This is a genomic window from Streptosporangium sp. NPDC023963 (genome assembly GCF_040639135.1).
In the GTDB taxonomy this organism is placed as follows: Bacteria; Actinomycetota; Actinomycetes; order Streptosporangiales; family Streptosporangiaceae; genus Streptosporangium.
This window is the reverse complement of the sequence record NZ_JBEZZK010000013.1, coordinates 231,246-250,188: the sequence shown is the minus strand read 5'-3', so window position 1 is coordinate 250,188 and position 18,943 is coordinate 231,246. Positions and strand designations below refer to the sequence as shown.

General features: G+C 68.5%; 20 protein-coding genes. 11 read left to right on the top strand and 9 right to left on the bottom strand.

What is annotated here, in order from left to right; translation table 11 throughout:
* Positions 1 to 13: 13 nt before the first annotated feature.
* The gene (locus AB0F88_RS32225) at positions 14 to 625 is read left to right on the top strand and encodes a GntR family transcriptional regulator (protein ID WP_362692637.1); all 612 of its coding nucleotides are present in this window, start codon (positions 14 to 16) and stop codon (positions 623 to 625) included.
* Between the two features lie 157 nt (positions 626 to 782).
* Here the strand turns inward: AB0F88_RS32225 and AB0F88_RS32220 are convergent, their stop codons facing one another.
* Positions 783 to 1,511, bottom strand: a complete 729-nt coding sequence (locus tag AB0F88_RS32220) for a sigma factor (RefSeq protein WP_362692634.1) — start codon at positions 1,509 to 1,511, stop codon at positions 783 to 785.
* Between the two features lie 618 nt (positions 1,512 to 2,129).
* Between AB0F88_RS32220 and sigJ (AB0F88_RS32215) the strand changes: the two genes are divergently transcribed.
* The 3 genes from sigJ (AB0F88_RS32215) to AB0F88_RS32205 all read left to right on the top strand — a co-directional run bounded on the left by sigJ (AB0F88_RS32215) (position 2,130) and on the right by AB0F88_RS32205 (position 5,359).
* A complete protein-coding gene (sigJ, locus tag AB0F88_RS32215; RefSeq protein ID WP_362692631.1) occupies positions 2,130 to 3,089 on the top strand; it encodes an RNA polymerase sigma factor SigJ in 960 nt (319 codons plus the stop codon).
* Positions 3,090 to 3,344: 255 nt separating this feature from the next.
* On the top strand, positions 3,345 to 4,229 hold the full coding sequence (gene sigJ, locus AB0F88_RS32210) for an RNA polymerase sigma factor SigJ (protein WP_362692628.1): 885 nt from the start codon (positions 3,345 to 3,347) through the stop codon (positions 4,227 to 4,229).
* A gap of 386 nt (positions 4,230 to 4,615) precedes the next feature.
* Positions 4,616 to 5,359 carry an isocitrate lyase/phosphoenolpyruvate mutase family protein gene (locus AB0F88_RS32205; protein ID WP_362692625.1) on the top strand — a complete coding sequence of 248 codons (744 nt, stop codon included), beginning with the start codon at positions 4,616 to 4,618 and terminating at the stop codon, positions 5,357 to 5,359.
* Between the two features lie 271 nt (positions 5,360 to 5,630).
* On the opposite strand, the gene AB0F88_RS32200 is transcribed toward AB0F88_RS32205, so the two are convergent.
* The 3 genes from AB0F88_RS32200 to AB0F88_RS32190 form a co-directional block, all read right to left on the bottom strand.
* The gene (locus tag AB0F88_RS32200) at positions 5,631 to 6,485 is read right to left on the bottom strand and encodes a type II CAAX endopeptidase family protein (protein WP_362692622.1); all 855 of its coding nucleotides are present in this window, start codon (positions 6,483 to 6,485) and stop codon (positions 5,631 to 5,633) included.
* 579 nt (positions 6,486 to 7,064) lie between these two features.
* A complete protein-coding gene (locus AB0F88_RS32195) occupies positions 7,065 to 7,934 on the bottom strand; it encodes a type II CAAX endopeptidase family protein (protein ID WP_362692620.1) in 870 nt (289 codons plus the stop codon).
* 407 nt (positions 7,935 to 8,341) lie between these two features.
* Positions 8,342 to 9,004, bottom strand: coding sequence for a hydrolase (locus tag AB0F88_RS32190; RefSeq protein ID WP_362692617.1), 663 nt, complete (start codon positions 9,002 to 9,004; stop codon positions 8,342 to 8,344).
* A gap of 269 nt (positions 9,005 to 9,273) precedes the next feature.
* Between AB0F88_RS32190 and AB0F88_RS32185 the strand changes: the two genes are divergently transcribed.
* A complete protein-coding gene (locus AB0F88_RS32185) occupies positions 9,274 to 9,534 on the top strand; it encodes a LysR family transcriptional regulator (RefSeq protein WP_362692614.1) in 261 nt (86 codons plus the stop codon).
* Between the two features lie 43 nt (positions 9,535 to 9,577).
* On the opposite strand, the gene AB0F88_RS32180 is transcribed toward AB0F88_RS32185, so the two are convergent.
* Complete coding sequence (locus tag AB0F88_RS32180) at positions 9,578 to 10,543, bottom strand: chlorophyllase (RefSeq protein ID WP_362692611.1); 966 nt, start codon at positions 10,541 to 10,543, stop codon at positions 9,578 to 9,580.
* Positions 10,544 to 10,658: 115 nt separating this feature from the next.
* On the opposite strand from AB0F88_RS32180, the gene AB0F88_RS32175 reads away from it, so the two are divergent.
* Positions 10,659 to 11,306 (top strand): TetR/AcrR family transcriptional regulator, encoded by a 648-nt coding sequence (locus AB0F88_RS32175; protein WP_362692608.1) that lies wholly within the window; start codon positions 10,659 to 10,661, stop codon positions 11,304 to 11,306.
* 293 nt (positions 11,307 to 11,599) lie between these two features.
* Here the strand turns inward: AB0F88_RS32175 and AB0F88_RS32170 are convergent, their stop codons facing one another.
* The 3 genes from AB0F88_RS32170 to AB0F88_RS32160 form a co-directional block, all read right to left on the bottom strand.
* A complete protein-coding gene (locus AB0F88_RS32170) occupies positions 11,600 to 12,358 on the bottom strand; it encodes a MerR family transcriptional regulator (RefSeq protein ID WP_362692606.1) in 759 nt (252 codons plus the stop codon).
* A 406-nt stretch (positions 12,359 to 12,764) separates the two neighbouring features.
* Positions 12,765 to 13,121 (bottom strand): hypothetical protein, encoded by a 357-nt coding sequence (locus AB0F88_RS32165; protein ID WP_362692603.1) that lies wholly within the window; start codon positions 13,119 to 13,121, stop codon positions 12,765 to 12,767.
* Between the two features lie 436 nt (positions 13,122 to 13,557).
* Positions 13,558 to 14,058, bottom strand: a complete 501-nt coding sequence (locus AB0F88_RS32160) for a MarR family transcriptional regulator (RefSeq protein ID WP_362692600.1) — start codon at positions 14,056 to 14,058, stop codon at positions 13,558 to 13,560.
* A gap of 97 nt (positions 14,059 to 14,155) precedes the next feature.
* On the opposite strand from AB0F88_RS32160, the gene AB0F88_RS32155 reads away from it, so the two are divergent.
* From AB0F88_RS32155 to AB0F88_RS32140, 4 genes are all read left to right on the top strand, one after another.
* Positions 14,156 to 15,226 carry an LLM class flavin-dependent oxidoreductase gene (locus AB0F88_RS32155; protein WP_362692597.1) on the top strand — a complete coding sequence of 357 codons (1,071 nt, stop codon included), beginning with the start codon at positions 14,156 to 14,158 and terminating at the stop codon, positions 15,224 to 15,226.
* Complete coding sequence (locus AB0F88_RS32150) at positions 15,223 to 15,891, top strand: NAD(P)-binding domain-containing protein (RefSeq protein WP_362692594.1); 669 nt, start codon at positions 15,223 to 15,225, stop codon at positions 15,889 to 15,891. Before AB0F88_RS32155 ends, AB0F88_RS32150 begins: the two co-directional genes overlap by 4 nt.
* A 120-nt stretch (positions 15,892 to 16,011) precedes the next feature.
* Entirely contained in the window at positions 16,012 to 16,743 is a 732-nt protein-coding gene (locus AB0F88_RS32145) for a pirin-like C-terminal cupin domain-containing protein (protein ID WP_362692718.1), read from the top strand.
* A gap of 1 nt (position 16,744) precedes the next feature.
* Positions 16,745 to 17,320, top strand: a complete 576-nt coding sequence (locus AB0F88_RS32140; protein WP_362692591.1) for a TIGR03086 family metal-binding protein — start codon at positions 16,745 to 16,747, stop codon at positions 17,318 to 17,320.
* Here the strand turns inward: AB0F88_RS32140 and AB0F88_RS32135 are convergent.
* A complete protein-coding gene (locus AB0F88_RS32135; RefSeq protein ID WP_362692589.1) occupies positions 17,315 to 17,515 on the bottom strand; it encodes a hypothetical protein in 201 nt (66 codons plus the stop codon). The two genes, AB0F88_RS32140 and AB0F88_RS32135, sit on opposite strands and share 6 nt — an antisense overlap.
* 170 nt (positions 17,516 to 17,685) lie before the next feature.
* Between AB0F88_RS32135 and AB0F88_RS32130 the strand changes: the two genes are divergently transcribed.
* Positions 17,686 to 18,606, top strand: a complete 921-nt coding sequence (locus AB0F88_RS32130) for an NmrA/HSCARG family protein (protein WP_362692715.1) — start codon at positions 17,686 to 17,688, stop codon at positions 18,604 to 18,606.
* Positions 18,607 to 18,943 lie beyond the last annotated feature (337 nt).

The following is an 18,943-nucleotide window of genomic DNA, read 5'->3' as shown; positions in this document are numbered from 1 at the left end:
CCATTATGGACCTGTGAAAACTGTCACACGACTCCCACTTCGTGATCAGATCCGGCAGGCCGTGCTCGACGGCCTCATCAGCGGCCGGTGGGGGCCCGGTGACCGCGTGGTGGAACGGCGCATGGCGGTGGAGCTGGGCGTCAGCCAGGCTCCGGTGCGCGAGGCGCTGCGCGAGCTGGAGGCGCTCCGGCTCGTCGAGTCGTCGCCGCACAAGGGCGCGCGGATCCGCCGGCTCACCGTGACCGACCTGCGCGAGATCTACGAGGTGCGGGCGGGCCTGGAGGAGACGGCCGTGCGGCTGCGTCACCCGCCCGTCGAGGCGCTGCGGGTCCACCTCGCCGGCCTGCACCAGGCCACGGCCGCCTCCTCCGTGGCCGACCAGGTACGTCACGGCGTCGCGTTCCACCGCGAGATCGTCGCGGCCTCGGGCAACGACGTGCTCCTGGCGGTGTGGGATTCACTCGGCATCGAGGTGTGGACACATCTGTCGATCCGGCTGTTCCGGATGCGGCCTTGCGAGAACGCCGCCGACCACGAGCCGCTCATGGCGGCGTTCGAACGCGGGGACCCCGACGCGGGGGCCCTGCTTCGCGACCACATCCTCGGCCACGCCGTGCTCGACTGAGGTCACAGCGAGGATCTCCCGCAGTCCGGGCAGGATGTCGTCACCGGCCCCGGCCAGGGTCCGGCTCACGACCGGCGGGGCGAACAGGCCGGACCGGCACGACCGGTCGCCTCGCGAGAACGTGAGTCCTTGCCGACGTCGTCCAGGGCTCACGGCATCATGTCCACGTCGTGCCCGCCGGAGGGTCCTCAGGCCCTCGAAACGCGCCGAGTTTGTCGGGGTTCATCACGATCCACACGTCCGAGACGAGGTCCCTGCAGAAGTGCAGGACAACGACCGCGGCCGTGGTGCCGGCCACGCGGACGATGAGCCCCGGCCCGCCGTTGACCGACGTTTTCACGAGGGTCACGCCGGCCTGACCGCCGAACAGATCGAGGATGTATCGCGCGGCCTGCTCGGTGCCGCTGACCGGCTGCAGCGGGACACGCACCCGGCCGCCGCCGTCGGTGATCACGATGACGTCAGGAGCGAGCAGGGCGGTCAAGCCGGTGATCTCGTCCGTCCCCTCGCAAACATCCTTGAACACCTGGACGATGCGATCATGCCGGTGGCCGGGCGCGGAGGAGCCCGCCGGCCGGCCACCGGCCGCGCCTTCCCGGGGACGCGGGTGCTCGGTCGCGTGCGGCGGACCCAGACGTGCCCTGTTCAGCCGGTCACAGCACAGGCGGCTCGTGACGCTGAGGAGCCAGGCGGTCGGCCAGCCGACCTCTTCCTGCACGTCCTCCGGCATCGCGTACCAGCGGGCATAGGTCTCCCGCACCACGTCCTCGGCGTCGCGTGCCGAACCGAGCAGACGCTCGGCGACCTCACCCAGCAGCCGCCGCTCACCCACGATCGCGCTGATCCCCGCGCCGGCACAGCGCACAGGCCGGTGCGGCTCAAACATGACGCACACGGCGACGGCGAACGGGCTCGGCCCGGAGGCAGGCGCCGGCGCGGCGGCGTTCCCGGGCCGGCGTACGGCGAACGTGCCGGTCGTCGATCTCGTCACACCCGGCGCCGGGTACGGTGCCGCGGGGCATGCCGTCGGCCGCCCGGATCGTTCCGGAGGGGCGGTCTGACACCACGTCCGCGTAACCGCCGCGCGCGAGGCGGGCTTTCCACAGTTGCGTGAGGCTCATACCCTAACGACGACGCAGGGGTCCTCCGAGTAAGGCGACGCGCGGGGATCGGCCGGCGATGTCGCGTGTGGCGGGGAGGAACCTCCGCGTCCGCCGTCGACGAAGACCGCGAGTTCGATGCCGGACCGTCGCCGCCGCATCTCGTTCCCCGGTCAGGGCGGCCGGCATGCGCCTCGACACCGGCCCCGGTGCCATGACCCGCTGCGCGTCCGTGGTCATGAACGGGCTGACCGCCCTGCCCGTACACCTGCGCCGAGTCTGGACGACGTCAAAGGCTCTTTGCCCGCGATGGGGGATGGACCTGGCGCACAGCGGCATAACTCGGGCAACGGGCGACATAGGGATTCTCCGTGGTAGGCCCACCCGGATCGCGAAGGAGTGCCGTGGTGCCACCTGACCGGCGGCAGGCCACCCCCTCCCTGCGCCCGATCTTCGACGGGCGCGGCGCTGTGACGCCTGATGATCGCGTCACCTTGGTCAACATCGCGTTCAGGATGCTCGGCTCCGCCAACGACGCCGAGGACGTCGTGCAGGAGGCCTACGCGCGGTGGTACGGCCTGTCCGACGAGGCGCGGCGCGAGATCCGGTCACCGGCCGCCTGGCTGGTACGGGTGACCTGCAGGATCTGCCTGGACCAGCTCAATTCGGCCAGGGTACGCCGGGAGCGGTATGTGGGGGACTGGCTGCCCGAACCGCTTCCGGACGAGGCCCGGTGGACCAGCGCCGGGAAGTCCCGGCCGGGCGATCCCGCCGAGCAGGTGAGTCTCGACGACTCCGTCAGCATGGGCGTGCTCGTCATGCTGGAATCCGTCACCGCCGCCGAGCGGGTCGCCTTCGTCCTCCATGACGTCTTCGACCTGCCCCACACCGAGATCGCCGAGATCGTGGGGCGCAGTCCGGCGGCCTGCCGTCAGCTGGCCGCCTCGGCCCGGCGCCACCTGCAGTCCGACCGGCGCCGCGCGGTGACCGCCCACCAGCATCGCGACATCGTCTCCGCCTTCAAGAACGCCTGCGAGCACGGCGACCTCGACGGCCTGATCAGCCTGCTCGACCCCGAAGTCCGCGTGCGCGCCGACGGCGGAGGAAAGGTTCGCGCGGCCCTACGCCCGATCCTCGGCGCCGAGAAGACCGCGCGTTACTTCCTCGGCCTGTTCAGCGAGCGATTCGCCCAGGAGATCGTCGAAGAGAACGTCAACGGCTGCCCCGGGCTGGTCGGCTACGCCGACGGTGAAGTCCACGCCGTCATGGCCATCGCCGTCCGGGACGGTCGCATCACCGACATCTGGAGGATCGTGAATCCCGACAAACTCCACGCCTGGAAAGGCCTCAGCCGCCGGATATGAGCGCTGAGCCGCCGTTCCGGGCAGAGATCCTTACCCGAACCGAAACCGCGAACGTCATCACAACCGGCGGTCCTGTTCCGTCAGAGAAGAAGGAGGAGACCGAAGGAGACAGGGTGATGGGCCATATGACGAATCGTGAGGCCGGGAGCACTTTCACTCGGCCGCGGAACGAGACGCGGGAGAGCCGTCGTGCCGGCTGACCGGCGGCAGGGCCCCCTCTCCCCGCGCCCGATCTTCGATGAGCACACCGCCGTGATGCTGGATGAGCGCGTCACCTTGGTCAACATCGCGTTCAGGATGCTGGGCTGCGCGCATGACGCCGAAGACGTCGTGCAGGACGCCTTCGCACGATGGTTCGCCCTGTCCGACGAGGCGCGGCGCGAGATCCGGTCACCGGCCGCCTGGCTGGTGCGGGTGACCTGCAGGATCTGCCTGGACCAGCTCAATTCGGCCCGGGCGCGGCGGGAGCGGTATGTGGGGGACTGGCTGCCCGAACCGCTGCCCGATGACTCCCGGTGGGCCAGCACCGGCAGGGACAGGGCCGGCGACCCCGCCGAGCAGGTGGCTCTCGCCGACTCCGTCAGCATGGGCATGCTCGTCATGCTGGAATCCGTCACCCCCGCCGAGCGGGTCGCCTTCATCCTCCATGACGTCTTCGACCTGCCCCACACCGAGATCGCCGAGATCGTGGGGCGCAGTCCGGCGGCCTGCCGTCAGCTGGCCGCCTCGGCCCGGCGCCACTTGCAGTCCGACCGGCGCCGCGCGGTGACCGCCCACCAGCATCGCGACATCGTCTCCGCCTTCAAGAACGCCTGCGAGCACGGCGACCTCGACACCCTGATCAGCCTGCTCGACCCCCAGGTCACCGTGCGCGCCGACGGCGGAGGAAAGGCCCGGGTGGCCCTGCGTGCGATCCTCGGCGCCCAGAAGACGGCGCGTTACTTCCTCGGCCTGCTCCGGAACAAGTTCGCCCAGGAACTCACCGAGGAGAACGTCAACGGCTGCCCCGGCCTGGTGAGCCATGTGAACGGCGAAGTCAACGGCATCGTGGCCTTCGCCGTTCACGGCGGCCGCATCACTCAGATCTGGGTGATCGTGAATCCGGAGAAACTCCATGCCTGGAGGGAGCCCAGCCTCTGAAGGTCACGACCCTCCGCAGGCCGGTGGCGTCCCGCCCACGGTCGCGCCGGGTTCGCGACGAGCCGCAGCGCTCCCGGCACCGCAGACCGGCACGCACGGTCGACCCGGTCGCGGGGGAATCATTCCGGTCACCCCCTCCCGGGTTTCGTGAATGGCGACGCGTGTAAGAGGGGGCATATCTCTGACGATTCAGCGGGGCGAAATGTGAGGTCCGGCAAATATGAGATATGACCTACTCACCGACTGAAGGAAATGGCAAGTCGGCCCACAGCGGACACCCGGGCAGCGGGCCGCTGTGGCGGTAATCACATCGCGATCCTGTCACAAACGGAGGCCCGATTTCTTCATACCTATGACGCACCGACCCCGACGACAAGGAACGGCCGATGACGAACACCCGGACCGCGCTGCTTCGCGACCTGCACAGATCCGGCGACCCGCTGATCCTGCCGAACGTGTGGGACGCGGCCTCCGCCACCGTGGTGGCCGAGGCGGGAAACCCCGCCCTGGCGACCGCCAGCGCGTCCATCGCGGCCATGCTGGGGTACGACGACCACGAGGGCGCGCCCGTGGACGAGATGCTGGACATCGCGTCCAAGATCATCCGTGCGGTGGACGTACCGGTGACCGTGGACGCCGAGGCCGGATACGGCCTGCCGCCCGCGGAGCTCGTCGAGCGGCTCACCGCCATCGGCGCGGCCGGGTTCAACTTCGAGGAGAGCGACCATCGCGCGGGCGGCCTGCTCGACGTGGACACGCAGGCCGCCCGCATCGCGGCGCTGCGGGCGGCGAGCCCTGACCTGGTGATCAACGCCCGGATCGATCTCTTCCTGACCGGTTCGCCCTCGGTGGAGGAGGTCGCCGAACGCGGCCGCCGTTACCTCGAGGCCGGCGCCGACTGCGTCTTCCCCATCCTGGCCCCCTCGGAGGAGGTGATCGCCGAGCTCGTCAGAGCCATCGCCGGACCGGTCAACGTGACCTTCCTGCCCGGCATGGACCTGGGCAGGCTGGCCGCGCTCGGTGTGGCACGGGTGTCGTTCGGCCCGATGACCTACCTCACGGCCCTGGATGCCCTCAAGTCCATGACCGGCCGGATCCGCTCGGGCCAGGACCCCTACAGCTCTATTTGAGGCAGCTGACGCCCTGAGCAGGCGCGATCGGTCTGATCCTTGTGAGCGAAACGAAGGTTCGCCTCATGTGAACCGCGCCGGGTTGTGTGGAGCCTCCAGCAATCCCGGCGCGGTTCAAGCCGGCTGCATCCGGAGCAGTCGACGGATGCGTTTGTGTTCCATCACCCGGAGGCCAAGTACTTCTCCGTGTGACCTCTGGGGCCTCGTGAACGCGGGTGCCGCTCGCGCGCCCCCGGTACGGGACACGCGGGCGGCCGGAGCTCGAGTGCTCTCAGCGGTTCCCGGGCGCCGTCGAGTTCGAGCGCTTGGAGCGCTTGGAGCGCTCCACGAGCCAGACCATGACGACGACCAGGACGTTCATCACCATGAGGATGATGATGGAGGCGCCGGGCCCGGAGCCGACGGCACGGTCGATCACCGACGGGCCGCCGCCTGCGAAGAGGCCGTTCACGATGCCTGCGAGAACGTTATTGGAGACGTGGAATGCCATCGCGGCTTCCAGCCCGCCGCTGATCAGGCCCATGAGCGCTGTGCACGCGGAGAAGACGAACAGATAGCTGACGAGCCACGGGTCCAGGGACACGTGGACCACTGCGAAGAGCGCTCCGGAGACGATAACGCCGAACGCCATGGCGAGACGGATGCTACGGAACCAGGAGCCGGCGGCGGGGATGGCCGCTCCTCGGAAGGCTATCTCCTCACCTGCCGACTGCAGAGGGGTGGCGAGAAGAGTGGCGATGAGGATGGCGACGGTGGATGCCCCGATCTTGAATTCCCCCATCCCGGTGGACCCCGGCTGGATGAGTGCCGTCACGATGATCGTAAGACCGACCAGGCCCGCAGATCCGAGGAGATAGACCCCGACGCGGCGCCAGTCGAAGGTGCGGGTGTGACGGAACACCGCCCGCCACGGCACCTTCGCCATCTTCGAGACCAGTATCGTCGTGAGCAACGCGGTGATGGCGGTGCTGAGGCCCGTGGCGACGATCGTGAGCGGTGTGAGCGCAGGCTTGTTCGGGTCCGCCGGGCCTTCGATCAGGACGACCGGTTGGAACACGATGATCTGGACCAGGAGCAGCATCGCCGGTATCGCGATCAGGACGACCAGGGACTTCCAGCGCACCATCCGGAAGTGGACGCCGAACGGACGTTCGGGCAGTGTCCCAGGCAGTGCGACGGCTGCGTCACCGGCGTGAAGAGGAGCGGCGTGGCCCTGCTCCGCGGGCCCCGTCACTGTTCGGCTCCCGACCAGCGCGATCCGCTGTCGCCGCCCGTGACGACTGGTGCCTGCCCCGCTGCAGCCCGGCTGATGGGTGCCGCGGGGCCGGGTCGGGGATCCGCGCTCTGGGGCCCACAAGGCTCTGGTGTGCGCACGATGAACAACCTTTCTTGAGGAGGGATCGATTGATCCGCTCTTGAGTGGACAATCCGCCGTAGAGGCAAACACAAACGGTCAACGGTGTGGCCCCAGGAAACACTGAACCGCCCCCGAGACTGCTGCAACAGGGCTGCACCAGGCCTGAGCGCCTCGTGTGGCGCTCCTGGTACAACGAGCTCTCCGCCTGACCGCGGCCTCGGATCGTCCTGATCGATGGACTACCCGTCAGTCGGGGAGCACCTGGACCGGGCGGGGCCGAATTCGCCGCGCGCTCGTGGCACTGGTTCTCCTCGCCCAGCCGCACCATCCCGGAGCGTCCGGGGACCTCTAGACAGTCGAGGTCTGCGCAGGAGCCCCTGCCGCCCTCGGCGTCAGAACCGTCCCTGTGCGTCGAGTACGGATCGCCACGACGATGACGACGCCGATGACGAGCGGAACAGGGATGAGGACGCTCAGGTCGATCGCGCCGGCGGAGCGGTCGGTAGCCACGGTCGGGTCCACCTGGAGCGCGGCGTCGATGACGAACTGCGTAGCGTTGTACACCGCATGGAGCGCGACGGCGATCTCGAGCCCGCCGGTACGCCAGGTGATCCACGCGGTGCCGACCGCGAAGACGATGTACCAGAGGTTCAGCAACCCGCTCGTGGAGAAGTGGACCGATGCGAAGAGCACGCTCGAGATGATGATGGCGAGCACGAGCCCGAGGCGGGCATTGCGCGTCCAGCTGCCCACGACGCGGAAGATGAGACCGCGGAAGCCGTACTCCTCGCCCGCGGCCTGGAACGGCGTCAGGACGAGTGCCGTGGCGGCGAGAAGCAGGGTGTCGTGCCATGTCCAGGTCGTCTGCGGCAACGGCGTCCAGTAATACACGATCTGGAACACGCCAATCACCGGAAGGAGGACCACGAGGGCGCGGCCGAAGACGTCGAAGCGGAAGTGCGACAGCACCGAGGACAGCGACCCGCCGCGCACGCCGTAGAGCCAGCGCTGGATCAGCATGCTCCACGGGATCAGGAAGGTCACGGACAACGCACCCGCGGCGTTGACGAGTGGGGTGTACCCCTTTCTGGCCTCGGTGCCGATCGCCGAATCGATGAGGGTGGCGATGATGGCGAGCGCAAAGATGAAGATCTGCATGCCCCCGAGGAGGAGGGCGATGGCGAGGATGCCTCGCCCGATACGGCGTTTGTCGCTCACGAGCCCACGGTGGTACTCGACAGGCGTGATGGGGTGTTCCATCATGTTCTCTCTGTTCTCAATGGGTAGACGTTCTTAATGGGTGGGCGCGAGGTCGGTATGGCGTAAGCCGTCGGACGCCGATGCCGTCGAGGAGCCAGTTGCCTCTGAGGTGGAGGACACGCTCCGAGACCGGTCCCGCTCAGCGTCGCGTGCTCGATCCACACGCTCCAGGAGCGGCACTGCCAATATCCGCGAGGATGGTGACACGCCCACCTTTCGTCGTTGTGAGTACTGGCCGCGATGCCGAGGCATCTCGGCACTTTCCCAGTTGAAACCGTGCCCTAGGGACCAGGTCAAGTCTGAGACAGGAGGCGGCCTGGCGCGCCACGAGCGCCAGGCCGCCTCCAGCTCAGCGACAGACCGGACTACGCACCGGCACCGTCGGTGGTTGGCGTGGCCAGCAGCTGCAGCTCCCACGCGAGCGCGACGCCGGTGGCGCCGCCGTGCTCGAAGAGGATCGGCCCGAGCTGGTTGGCCGTCTCCTCGCGCGCCCAGTCGCGCTGCCACTCGCTGGACACGACCAACCAGGTGACCGGGACGACGCCCGCGCGCTCCATACGGCGCACCGCCATGTCGTGCGCCTCGGCGCTGACCCCGCCACTGGCGTCCGTGACGACGAAGACGTCATACCCGTCGGCGAGCGCGTGAATGGCGGGCATGGCGACGCAGATCTCCGTCCACAACCCCGCGATGATCAGCTTCTTGCGCCCGGTCTCCTCCACGGCCTCGACCACACGACGGTCCTCCCAGGTGTTGATGGAGGTGCGGTTGATCGGCTTCTGGTCAGGGAAGACGTCCTGGATCGCCTGGATCAGGTGGCCACCCCGCTCCTCGATGACGGTGGTCAGGATGGTCGGCACGCCGAACACCTTGGCGAACTTGGCCAGGCCGACGGTGTTGTTGATGACGAGCGTCGGTTCGTGGCTGTGGAGGTTGGCGACCTGGAAGGGCTGGTGGTCGATGAGCACCAGGACGCTCTCCTCGGGGGTGAGCAGTGCGTCGAGTCCGACCTTTGGGGTACGCGTCACGATGATTCCTTCTGTGTGATGGGGGCGATCGCCAAGAGGAAAGGGCAGGCTCAGAGCTGCCAGGCTGTGCGGGAGGCCGTTCGGTCACGCCGACCGGGACCGGTTCCGGGCATGCCGGACCGGCGTCGACGAAGTGGGGCGAAGTCCCTCCCGTGGCGTGACCCGACGCTGTGGCGGGCGTCCCGCGGGCGTCCAAGACTTGGCCCGACGCCCGACGATAGGATCTGCCTATCGATATCGGCCCGCGCCTCCTGCGCTACTTCCTGGCCGTGGCCGAGGAGCTGCACTTCGGCCGCGCGGCCATGCGGCCCTACATCTCCCAGCCGTCCCTGAGCCATCGGATCCGTAAGCTCGAGGAGATTCTCGGCACGCCGTTGTTCGTGCGCTCCAGCCGTCGGGCAGGGCTCACCGCTGCGGGGCGGGCTCTGATCATTCCCGCGCATATGCGCATTACCGCCATCCGTGCGCATCCGCCTCGGGGAACGGCGCCGCGGCGCGCGAGGGATGATGCGGCTCAGGTCGGTCGCTGACGACCCGGTCGAACCAGTCGCGCTGGGGACTACGTGCCCGGGGCTACTTGCTGTCGATGCGGCCGAGTGCCGCACCGGTCTCAGCCAGCGCTGCGGTGGCCTTCGCCCATCCGGTATCGGCCGGGTCCAGCGCGCTGCGCAGGTAGGCAGTGGTCAGTCGCTGCAGGACCGCGACGCGCTCCGGGTTCTCGTCGGTGGTCTCGGCGGCTTCCCAGCTCGGGATGCCGCCCAGGGAGTGCTCGGCGCCGAACAGGGTCAGCAGGTCGGTGGCGCCCGGGCTGTGGGCGTAGGCGTCTGTGAACCAGTCCGGGCCGCGGCTGGACATCTTCGACTGGTCGTGGTCGCCGGCCACCACGAGCGTGGGCGTGGTCAGCTCGGTGAACGACGGGTTCATGAACGGGAAGTGCTCCCGGGCGAACGGGTACAGCTCTTCTCCCCTGATCCCGGTCGCGGCCAGCAGCACGCCGGCCTGCACGCGCCGGTCCGCGTAGTCCTGGCCGGCCTTGCCCGTGCTGTCGAGGACGCGGGCGCCGAGCAGCATCTGCACGGTCTGGGCGCCCCAGGAGTGTCCGGCCGCGACGGCCCGGTCCTGATCGACCCGCCCGGCAAGGCCTGGCACCGCACGTTCGATCGCCTCGAGCTGGTCCATGGCTCGCACGAGGTCGGCATGCCGCTCGGTCCAGACGTGGCCGAACCCGGGGTCGTCGAACCCGATGCCGTCACGACGGGAGTCCAGGTGCGTCGGCTGGACGACGACGAACCCACGAGACGCCCAGAAGGCCGTCAGGGGTGCGTATCCGTCGAGCGACCACCCGTTGCCGTGCGAGAACAGCAGCACCGGCAGGTGCTGCCCGGTCACGGGGGCAGAGACGCGCACGTCGAGGGGGAGCGCTCGCCCTGGCGCGTCGAGGCGCACCGGGGCGACCGAGACGACTGGGGCACCGGGGCCGACGACGGCGTCGAGCATATGGACGATCGGGGTGTCGGCCGTTGCGGGGGTACCACTCATGGGAGATCACTTGTCCTTTGCGTTCGGAGCCCCCGCCGAGGACAATTTAAGCGGAGCGTCGCTCCGAAACGATACGGAACAGTGCTCCATTTCGCAAGTCTCGACGGAGGTTCCCATGACGACTCCCGGTCCTGCCGGCTCGACACCCCGCGCGAAGCGCGTCGATGCCAGGCGCAACGAACAGGCCCTGTTGGAGGCCGCCGCCGCTGTTTTCGTGACGGACGGCGTGGACGCGCCTGTGCGGCTGATCGCCGAACGTGCGGGGGTGGGCATGGGGACGATCTACCGGCACTTCCCCACGCGTCCCGCATTGGTGGCGGCGGTGTATCAGCACCAGGTGGAAGCGCTGGCGGAAGCAGGCCCTTCACTCCTGCGCGAGTCCGGCGACCCCGGGGTCGCCCTCCAGCGATGGGCGGCCGGCTTCGTCGACTTCCTCGTGACCAAGCACGGGCTCGCCGGCGCTCTGGGGTCCGACAAGGAGGGCGTGAATACCCTGCATCAGTACTTCGTCGACCGGCTCGTCCCGGTCTGCGACGCCCTGCTTGACGCCGCGCTCGAACCGGAGACCACCGGGCGAGTGTCCGGGTACATGCTCATGCGCGGCATCGGCAACCTCTGCATCGGCGGCGGCAACGATTCCCACTATGACGCCGCCCGCCTGGCCGCCCTTCTGGTGACAGGGGTGCTCACCGGGGCACGGCACGGCCGCGGTTCGGACACTATCGCTCCGGAAGACGACTCCAACCCGCCGCGCGGCAAATAGTGACCCGAACACCGATCACGGACGTCGCACTCGATCCGGCGGCTGCACTATCGGTGAGTTGTCGGTTCGCCGATCGGAGAAACGGCGGCGCCAGGGCCGGCCGTCCGCTCCAGCGTGACAGTCGCTCCCTGGCACCAATGGCCGAGTTTCTGCAGCTGGGATTCGGTGATCGCCGTGGCGACCGCGACGATTGTCGCCGTATTGCTGATGCGCGGCGAGGCGGCAGGTTCCCCATCCTCCCGGCTCCGAACGGGCCTTGCTGCCCTTGGTCGTGAGTTTCCCGACGGGAGGAGTCAAGCGGGATCTGTGTCGTCCTCGGCCGCCTGCGCGAGGCCCAGTTGCCGGTGCGCGAGGACGCTGGCCCGGGTGAGCACGTCGATCTGCGCGGTGTTGTAGAGCGCGGTTACGGCGTCGACGAACGTCTGCTGAGTGGTGTGCTCGCTCCTGGACAGGCGCCCGGCAGGGTTGTTCAGCCACGGATAGTCGATGAGGTTCTGGGCGATGAGCGGTGCAAGTCTCTCGGCGAGGCTCTGCCGGGTGGCCTCGTCCGCGTCCGGAGGAAGGGCGTCCACCTCCGCGTTGACGGGATCGGTGTCGGTTTCCGCCATGCGCTGCAGGTCTTTCAGGGCGTCGTCGTCATACAGCCGGGTGTAGACGTGGATGAGGGAGGTGTCGGCCGCGGACAGGTGCCCAGCGGCGGACTCGAAGCCCGCCGGGGTGTCAGCCGGCACGCCATCGCGCAGAATGACGGCGATGTCGGAGCGGGCCCTGCGCAGGCGCTCCATCTCGGCTGCGAGCTGGGCGTCGACCTGGCGCAACACCTCCAGGGGAACGTCCCCGTTCGACTTCGCCACGCCGATCTCGGACAGTGGCACCCCGAGCTCCACAAGGCGGCGGATGCGCAGCAGGCAGACAAGATGCGGTACGCCGTACTGCTTGTATCCGTTGTACCGGCGCTCCGGGTCCTCGAGCAGGCCGAGCCGGTGGTAGTGCCGGATGGTGTTCACCGTGGTGCCGGCGAGCTCGGCGAGTTCTCGGGTGCTCCAGGCCATGTCTGTCCCTTCCTGGATCACATCGGACACGGATGCATGTCGTGGCCGACGCCTGGAGGTCCACGCGATGATCTCGATGCGAGTTTACGGGATTCGACGTGATCCCACCGTCGAGCCAAGTCCACAGGAGAGTTCTCGAAACTGTGTTCCCATCGGTCCTCGCGGGCACGACAGCGGATGCGGTTGCGTCCACGGAGGTAGTGTACGAGTTTTCCCAGGTGGCAGGCGTGACGTCGTGAAATGAGGACGGCCATCGCGTGATCCTTCAGGTTGCTGAACCAAGATCGAAGGAGCACAGAGCGATGGCCGTGAACATACGTCCCCGCCACCTGGGACGCCGCCTACGCCCGGTCCGATCAGATCCTGCCCCGCAACATGGGCCCGACGCAAAAAAGGCGGCCCAGGGTCACGGGCGCCCGGGCCACTTGAGGGAGCAGACATTGACGGTGCGGGTCGAGAACTTCGGGATCTGGATGAGCCTGGATCTCGGTGCGATCCGTCCGTTCGCGAGGCGCTTCACCCGGTAGGCGCCGGGCCGGCCCCGGAAGTAGTACGTGCCGTTTTCGTCGCGCGCGCTGCCCGCGACGCCCGGACCCACGACCGTGACCGACACGGCCCCCACGTGGGCACACCTGAAGACCAGCTTGAGGAGTCCGTACGGCGGTGTCGCCGCGGCCGAGGGAGGTGCGAAGCCGACGGTGGCCACGGCGAGGCTCATCGCGAGCGCGCCTGCAAGGGCAGAACGCCGGACAATGCTGAGCATGATGATCCTTTCCTGGAGAACTCGGCCACTCTAGCCTCGTCTCCCATATGCACAACATGGTTCGGAAAATGGGCCAGGGTGGTGTCCGGCAGGGCTCTGGCAACGGCGAGCCCGTCCAGGACATCGCCGCCTCCAGCGCGGCAGCCGCCGTCAGCGTTGCGATCGCCGTCCGATAGTCGAGCGAGGCTGCGCGCCTGTCGCATCCGGGAGTGGTGGGGTCGGTGAGCTCACGGGTGGGTGCAGGACCAGGACAACGATCACGAGCACGAGGATCATGGCGGTCAGGGTGATGGGGACGGGGATGAGCGCGGGCTCGATCTCGGTATGACCCCGCCCTCCTCCACGACGAAGCCGCCCTGCGACGGCGAGTCGAAGGTGAATCTCACCTTCGGCCACCCCCTGTCGAACCTGTAGGTCTTGCCGACCATCTGCGTGGTCATGGAGTTCCCTTCTCCTGATGCACGCGCTGCGGCTCGAGGTCGAGGTGTCGGCGTAGCGCCTCAGTGAACTCGTCGACCTGTACCAGCTGTTGTGGGGAGAGCGCGTCGACGAAGAGCTCGCGCACGTCACGCAGGTGCGGCACCGAGCCGTGCCGGAACGACTCCGCTCCGAAGTCGGTCAGCCGCACGTCGATGCCGTGGACGTCGTCGGGGCACGGGGCTCGGCGTACGAGCCCGCGCTTCTCCATCCGCCCCAGGTGGTGTGACAGGCGGCTGCGTTGCCAGCCGATCAGTTGGGCCAGCTCGGAGGAACGCATCGTCCTTCGATCCGCCTCGCTCAGTGCGAGCAGCACTCGATAGTCAGCGGAGGACAAGGACGACTCGCTCTGGAGCCGTCCCTCCAGGAGGGTGCGCAATGTTTCGGTGGTCTCGATGTAATTGCGCCAGATACGCAGCTCCTCGCGCGTGGGCATCACGCGGCGCTTCTTCTGCGCCATGGTACCTCCCGGAATTGACACGTCAACTCTGCACGTTACAGGATTGACACGTCAATCCCAATCACGGTGAGACCCGTATCCCGCAAGGAGCGAACCCATGACCGACAGCACCGCCGTCCAGTTCGGTATCGACAGCTTCGGTGACCTACCTCGCGACGATCAAGGAAATGTCGTCTCCCATGGTCAGGCGATCCGCGCCGTCGTGGACGAGGCTGTGCTCGCCGACCAGGTCGGCGTGGATGTCATCGCCCTCGGTGAGCACCACCGCCCCGAGTACTCGATCTCCACTCCCGAGACGGTGCTGGCCGGCATCGCCACCAGGACCGAGCGCATCCACCTCGCCTCGGGTGTGACAGTCCTGTCCTCCGACGACCCGGTGCGCGTCTTCCAGCGTTTCGCCACGGTCGACGCGCTCTCGAACGGGCGCGCCGAGGTGATCCTGGGCCGCGGGTCGTTCACCGAGTCGTTCCCGCTGTTCGGGTATGACCTGGCTGACTACGAGATCCTCTTCGAGGAGAAGATCGACCTGTTCCACAAGCTGCTGGACGAGGGACCGGTCACGTGGGAGGGCACCACGCGCGCTGCGCTCAAGGACGCCGACGTGTTCCCCAAGACGGAGTCCGGGCGGCTGACGACCTGGGTCGGTGTGGGCGGGTCGCCCCAGTCCGTCATCCGGACCGCGCGGTACGGGTTCCGGCTCATGCTCGCGATCATCGGCGGCGCGCCCGACCGGTTCGCCCCGTACGTCGACCTGTACCGGCGCGCCACGGAACAGCTGGAGACCACCGCCTACCCGGTCGGGATGCACTCGCCCGGCTTCGTTGCCCAGACCGACGAGGAGGCCAAGCGACTTTTCTGGCCTGGATACAAGGAGATGCGCGACCGCATCGGCGCCCTGCGGGGCTGGCCCCCTGTGCGGCGTGAGGAGTTCGAGGCCGACGTCGAGCACGGCTCCCTCTACGTCGGTTCGCCCGAGACCGTCGCGCGCAAGATGGCCCGTGCCATCCGCACGCTCGACGTCGGGCGCTTCGACCTGATCTACTCCGCCGCCGGCTCCGTCTCGGCCGGCGACCGTCTGCGCGCCGTCGAACTGTACGGCACCAAGGTGATCCCAATGGTGCGCGAGCTGCTCGCCGAGGAGCCCAGCACGCTGGAGGTGGCCCGATGACGGTGCGCACGGCCGTACGCACCATCGGCGTCCTCGGGGCCGGCAAGGTGGGTACGGTCCTGGCCCGCCTCGCTCTCGCCGCCGGGTATCGAGTACTCGTCGCGGGGTCGGGGGACCCCGCGAAGATCGCCCTCACCATCGACGTCCTGACGCCCGGCGCCACCGCCGTCTGGTCCGTCGAAGCCGTACGGGACGCCGACGTCGTGATTCTCGCCCTCCCGCTCAGCAAGTATCGCGCGCTCCCGACCGACGAGCTGCGCCACAAGCTCGTCATCGACACCATGAACCACTGGTGGGAGGTCGACGGGCCCCGCGAGCGGTTCCTCGCGCCCGGCGTCTCCTCCAGCGAGGAGGTGCAGCGTTTCCTCGACGGTGCACGCGTCGTCAAGGCCTTCAACCACATGGGGTACCACGACCTGGAGGACGAGAGCCGGCCCGCCGGGGCACCGGGCCGCAAGGCGATCGCGGTCGCCGGTGACAGCGAGGCAGACGTTACCGAGGTCGCGGCGCTCGTCGATGACCTGGGCTTCGACCCCGTGCCTATCGGACCTCTCGCCGAGGGTGTCCGGCTCGAGCCGGGCACCGCCGCCTTCGGCGCCAACGTCCAGGCCGCCGAGCTCCGACTTCTGACCCAGGCAGCCGTGCACAACACGATCGTGGAGTGATCCAAGTGAGCAATCCGGAAGCGGCCTCGGAAGTGATGCGGTCCGTGACACAGGTCGGAAGCACCACCGGGGTCGAGGTGCTCTCGGCCCGCGACGTGCCCCTGGGCGGACCGCTCGCTCATCCGTCCAGGAGAGCTCAATCTCATGACCGGCGGCCACGGCATCGCCCACTCCGAGGTCTCCACCGCGGACACCGCGGTCCTCCACGGCGTCCAGTTGTGGGTGGCCCTGCCCGACGCGGACCGGGAAGCCGGGCGTGACTTCCAGCACCACGTGCCGGAGCCCGTACGGATCGACGGGGCCGAGCTGCGGGTCTTCCTCGGCTCAGTGGCAGGCGAGACCTCTCCGGTGCGGACGTTCACACCCCTGCCGGGTGCGCAGCTCGACCTCGAGCCGCACGCCACGGTCACGCTGTCCATCGACCCCGGATTCGAGCACGGCCTGCTCGTCGATGCCGGTGACGTACGCCTGGACGGTACCGCGGTCCCCGCGGGGGAGCTCGGCTACGTGGCGCCGGGCATCGACATCCTGACGGTGACGAACCGCTCGGACGGTCCGGCACGCACCATCCTGCTCGGTGGCCCGCCGTTCGAGGAGGAGATCGTCATGTGGTGGAACTTCGTCGTCCGCGACCACGAGGAGATCCTGCGAGCCCGCCAGGACTGGGAGGCCGCTTCGGACCGCTTCGGAAGCGTCGAGGGCTACCACGGGCACCGCCTTCCCGCGCCGCATCGCCGTTCCGCTTCTTCCGGCTCGGAGCGGCGAGGGATCGACCGGCGGCGCCGACGGCACTTGACCCTGTTGCCGGAACACAGTGTTGAATGCCCGCGTGATTTTGACTTTGCTCGATGACTTGGCGCGGGTAGCGGCCGACACCACCGTGGAGCAGTACGCGCTGCCGACTCCGTGCGACGGGTTCGACGTGCGGCGCCTGCGGCAGCACCTCACCGGCGGACTGACCTACTTCGACGCCGCCTTCGGCGACCCTGGCGCCGAGGAGCGAGCAGCGGACCCGCACGCCTACTCAGGGCCCGACCAGCTTGAAGCCGTCCTCCCGCGGCTCTCGGCAACTTTGCGATCCGCGCTGGCGGCCGGGGTCGAGACGACCATCGTGAACGTGCCTCACCTCGGTGGAGCGTTTCCCGGCGCCGTGGTGCTGGACATGCTGCTGATCGAGGTGATCACTCACGGCTGGGACATGGCCACCGCGGCGGGTCTGCCCTGGAAACCGGACGAGGCGACCTGCGAGCGAGCACTTGCCTTCTACCGGGCGACGCTCAAGCCCGAGTGGCGCGGCCCCGGCATGGCGTTCGGCCCGGAGCACGCGGTCTCGCCCGACGCTTCTCCGGTGGAACGGGTCGTCGCCTTCGCCGGCCGTGACCCTGGTTGGTCGCCGGCAACCCACCGGTACGGGCCCGCCGATTCATAGGATGCCTGGCACCAGGGGTGCGAGCCGGCCCTGGGTGAGCCCGGAGGCGAACTGCAGGATCAGGAGAAAACCGACGACCGACGCCACGCCGGAAAGGGCCGCGGCCGAGCGCCGCTTCATCGCGATGCTCGACGCGCCCGCGACGCTGCTCGCACGCTGCCGCCGATGGTTGCCGGCCGGCGTCCTGCTCTTCACCGCTGAAGTATGACGCACCGCTCGAAACCTTGACCTGGTGGTGAGAACAGGGTGTCACCTGGTCCGGACTGAACGACGACCTGCTCCGACTCACTTCCCAGTACCCCAGGGGGATCAGCAATGTTCGCCAGGAACACGTCCGTGATTGCCGGGAGCGCAACGTGGCCGGCATGACCGACATCAGCAAAACCGTCGTCGTCCTGGGCGCCACGGGGCAGCAGGGAGGATCGGTCGCCGCTGCGCTGAGGGCCGACGGCTGGGCAGTCCGCGCGGTCGTGCGCGATCCGTCCGGCCCCCGGGCCCGGTCCCTGTCCGCCGCCGGCGTCGAAACCGTCCGCGGTGACCTCGCCGATCCGGAGTCGCTCCGCGCTGCCTTCTCCGACGCCCACGGCGTCTTCAGTGTCCAGCCGAACTCCGGCCAGGCCGGCGCCGAGGTGACCAACGAGGACGAGGTCCGCTTCGGCACGGCGGTGGCCGACATCGCCGAGCGCTGCGGCGTCGTCCACCTCGTCTACAGCTCGGCGATCACTGCGGGCTCGACGACGGGCGTCGACCATCTCGACACCAAGAGCCGCATCGAGCCCCACGTCCGGAACCTGGACATCGCCAGCACCATCATTCGGCCGGCGACATTCATGGAGCTCCTGGTGACCCCCGATATGGGCCTGGCACGGGGACACCTGTCCTTCCTGATGCGCCCCGACCAGGCCATGCAGTTCATCGCGGTACGCGACATAGGCCGCGTCGTCGCCGAGGTCTTCGGCTCACCCGATCGCTATACCGGCCGCACCATCGAGATCGCCGGTGACGCTCTCACCGGCGATGCCCTGGCCGCGCAGCTGACCCAGGCCACCGGCCGGCCGATCAGCTACAGCCGCCTGCCGACGACCCTGCTGGCACAGGATGAGGTTCTCGGCAAGTTGGCGGCACTCGTCGACGACGGCAGGCTGGCCGGAAACGCGGAACTCGACGCGTTGCACGCGGAGTTTCCCTTCCTGCTGCGCTTCGACCGCTGGCTGGCGGGCCCTGGGGCGGATCTCCTCGAATCGGTAGGTGTCAAGTCAAATGCGACAGGGCGTCGGCTGGTCTGATCGCCAGGCGGCCTCTTCCTCGGGTTCCTCGGGTTCCTCGGGCTGGTTGATGTAGGCGACCTGGGGAATCTTGGGGAGTCGGGGTGCGCGGGCGATCAGGTAGGGCTTCTTGCGGGCTTCATGGCGGGCTTCATGGCGGGCTTGGGCGCGGCGCTCGATACCCGTTCTCGCCCTGCTCATATCAGTTAAGGAACTTAGTCCCTGTTTGTCTCACTTGAGCTTGACGCAGAGGGGGGGGCGCCGCCGGCCCGCGTGGAAGGGGAGGTCGCTCTGCGTACGCTGTTCGACCGTTTTCCGAAGATCGAGCTCGCGGCGGCCGCCCCCGGATCGCGATGGC

Bases quoted from the DNA above. Each gene is read 5' to 3' on its own strand.
- sigJ (WP_362692628.1), top strand. From the start codon at position 3,345: ATGCTGGATGAGCGCGTCACCTTGGTCAACATCGCGTTCAGGATGCTG.
- AB0F88_RS32150 (WP_362692594.1), top strand. From the start codon at position 15,223: ATGACGGTGCGCACGGCCGTACGCACCATCGGCGTCCTCGGGGCCGGC.
- AB0F88_RS32165 (WP_362692603.1), bottom strand. From the start codon at position 13,121: ATGCTCAGCATTGTCCGGCGTTCTGCCCTTGCAGGCGCGCTCGCGATG.
- AB0F88_RS32170 (WP_362692606.1), bottom strand. From the start codon at position 12,358: ATGGCCTGGAGCACCCGAGAACTCGCCGAGCTCGCCGGCACCACGGTG.
- AB0F88_RS32155 (WP_362692597.1), top strand. From the start codon at position 14,156: ATGACCGACAGCACCGCCGTCCAGTTCGGTATCGACAGCTTCGGTGAC.
- AB0F88_RS32160 (WP_362692600.1), bottom strand. From the start codon at position 14,058: ATGGCGCAGAAGAAGCGCCGCGTGATGCCCACGCGCGAGGAGCTGCGT.
- AB0F88_RS32130 (WP_362692715.1), top strand. From the start codon at position 17,686: ATGACCGACATCAGCAAAACCGTCGTCGTCCTGGGCGCCACGGGGCAG.
- AB0F88_RS32200 (WP_362692622.1), bottom strand. From the start codon at position 6,485: ATGGTGCGCTGGAAGTCCCTGGTCGTCCTGATCGCGATACCGGCGATG.
- AB0F88_RS32175 (WP_362692608.1), top strand. From the start codon at position 10,659: ATGACGACTCCCGGTCCTGCCGGCTCGACACCCCGCGCGAAGCGCGTC.
- AB0F88_RS32220 (WP_362692634.1), bottom strand. From the start codon at position 1,511: ATGTTTGAGCCGCACCGGCCTGTGCGCTGTGCCGGCGCGGGGATCAGC.
- AB0F88_RS32180 (WP_362692611.1), bottom strand. From the start codon at position 10,543: ATGAGTGGTACCCCCGCAACGGCCGACACCCCGATCGTCCATATGCTC.
- AB0F88_RS32205 (WP_362692625.1), top strand. From the start codon at position 4,616: ATGACGAACACCCGGACCGCGCTGCTTCGCGACCTGCACAGATCCGGC.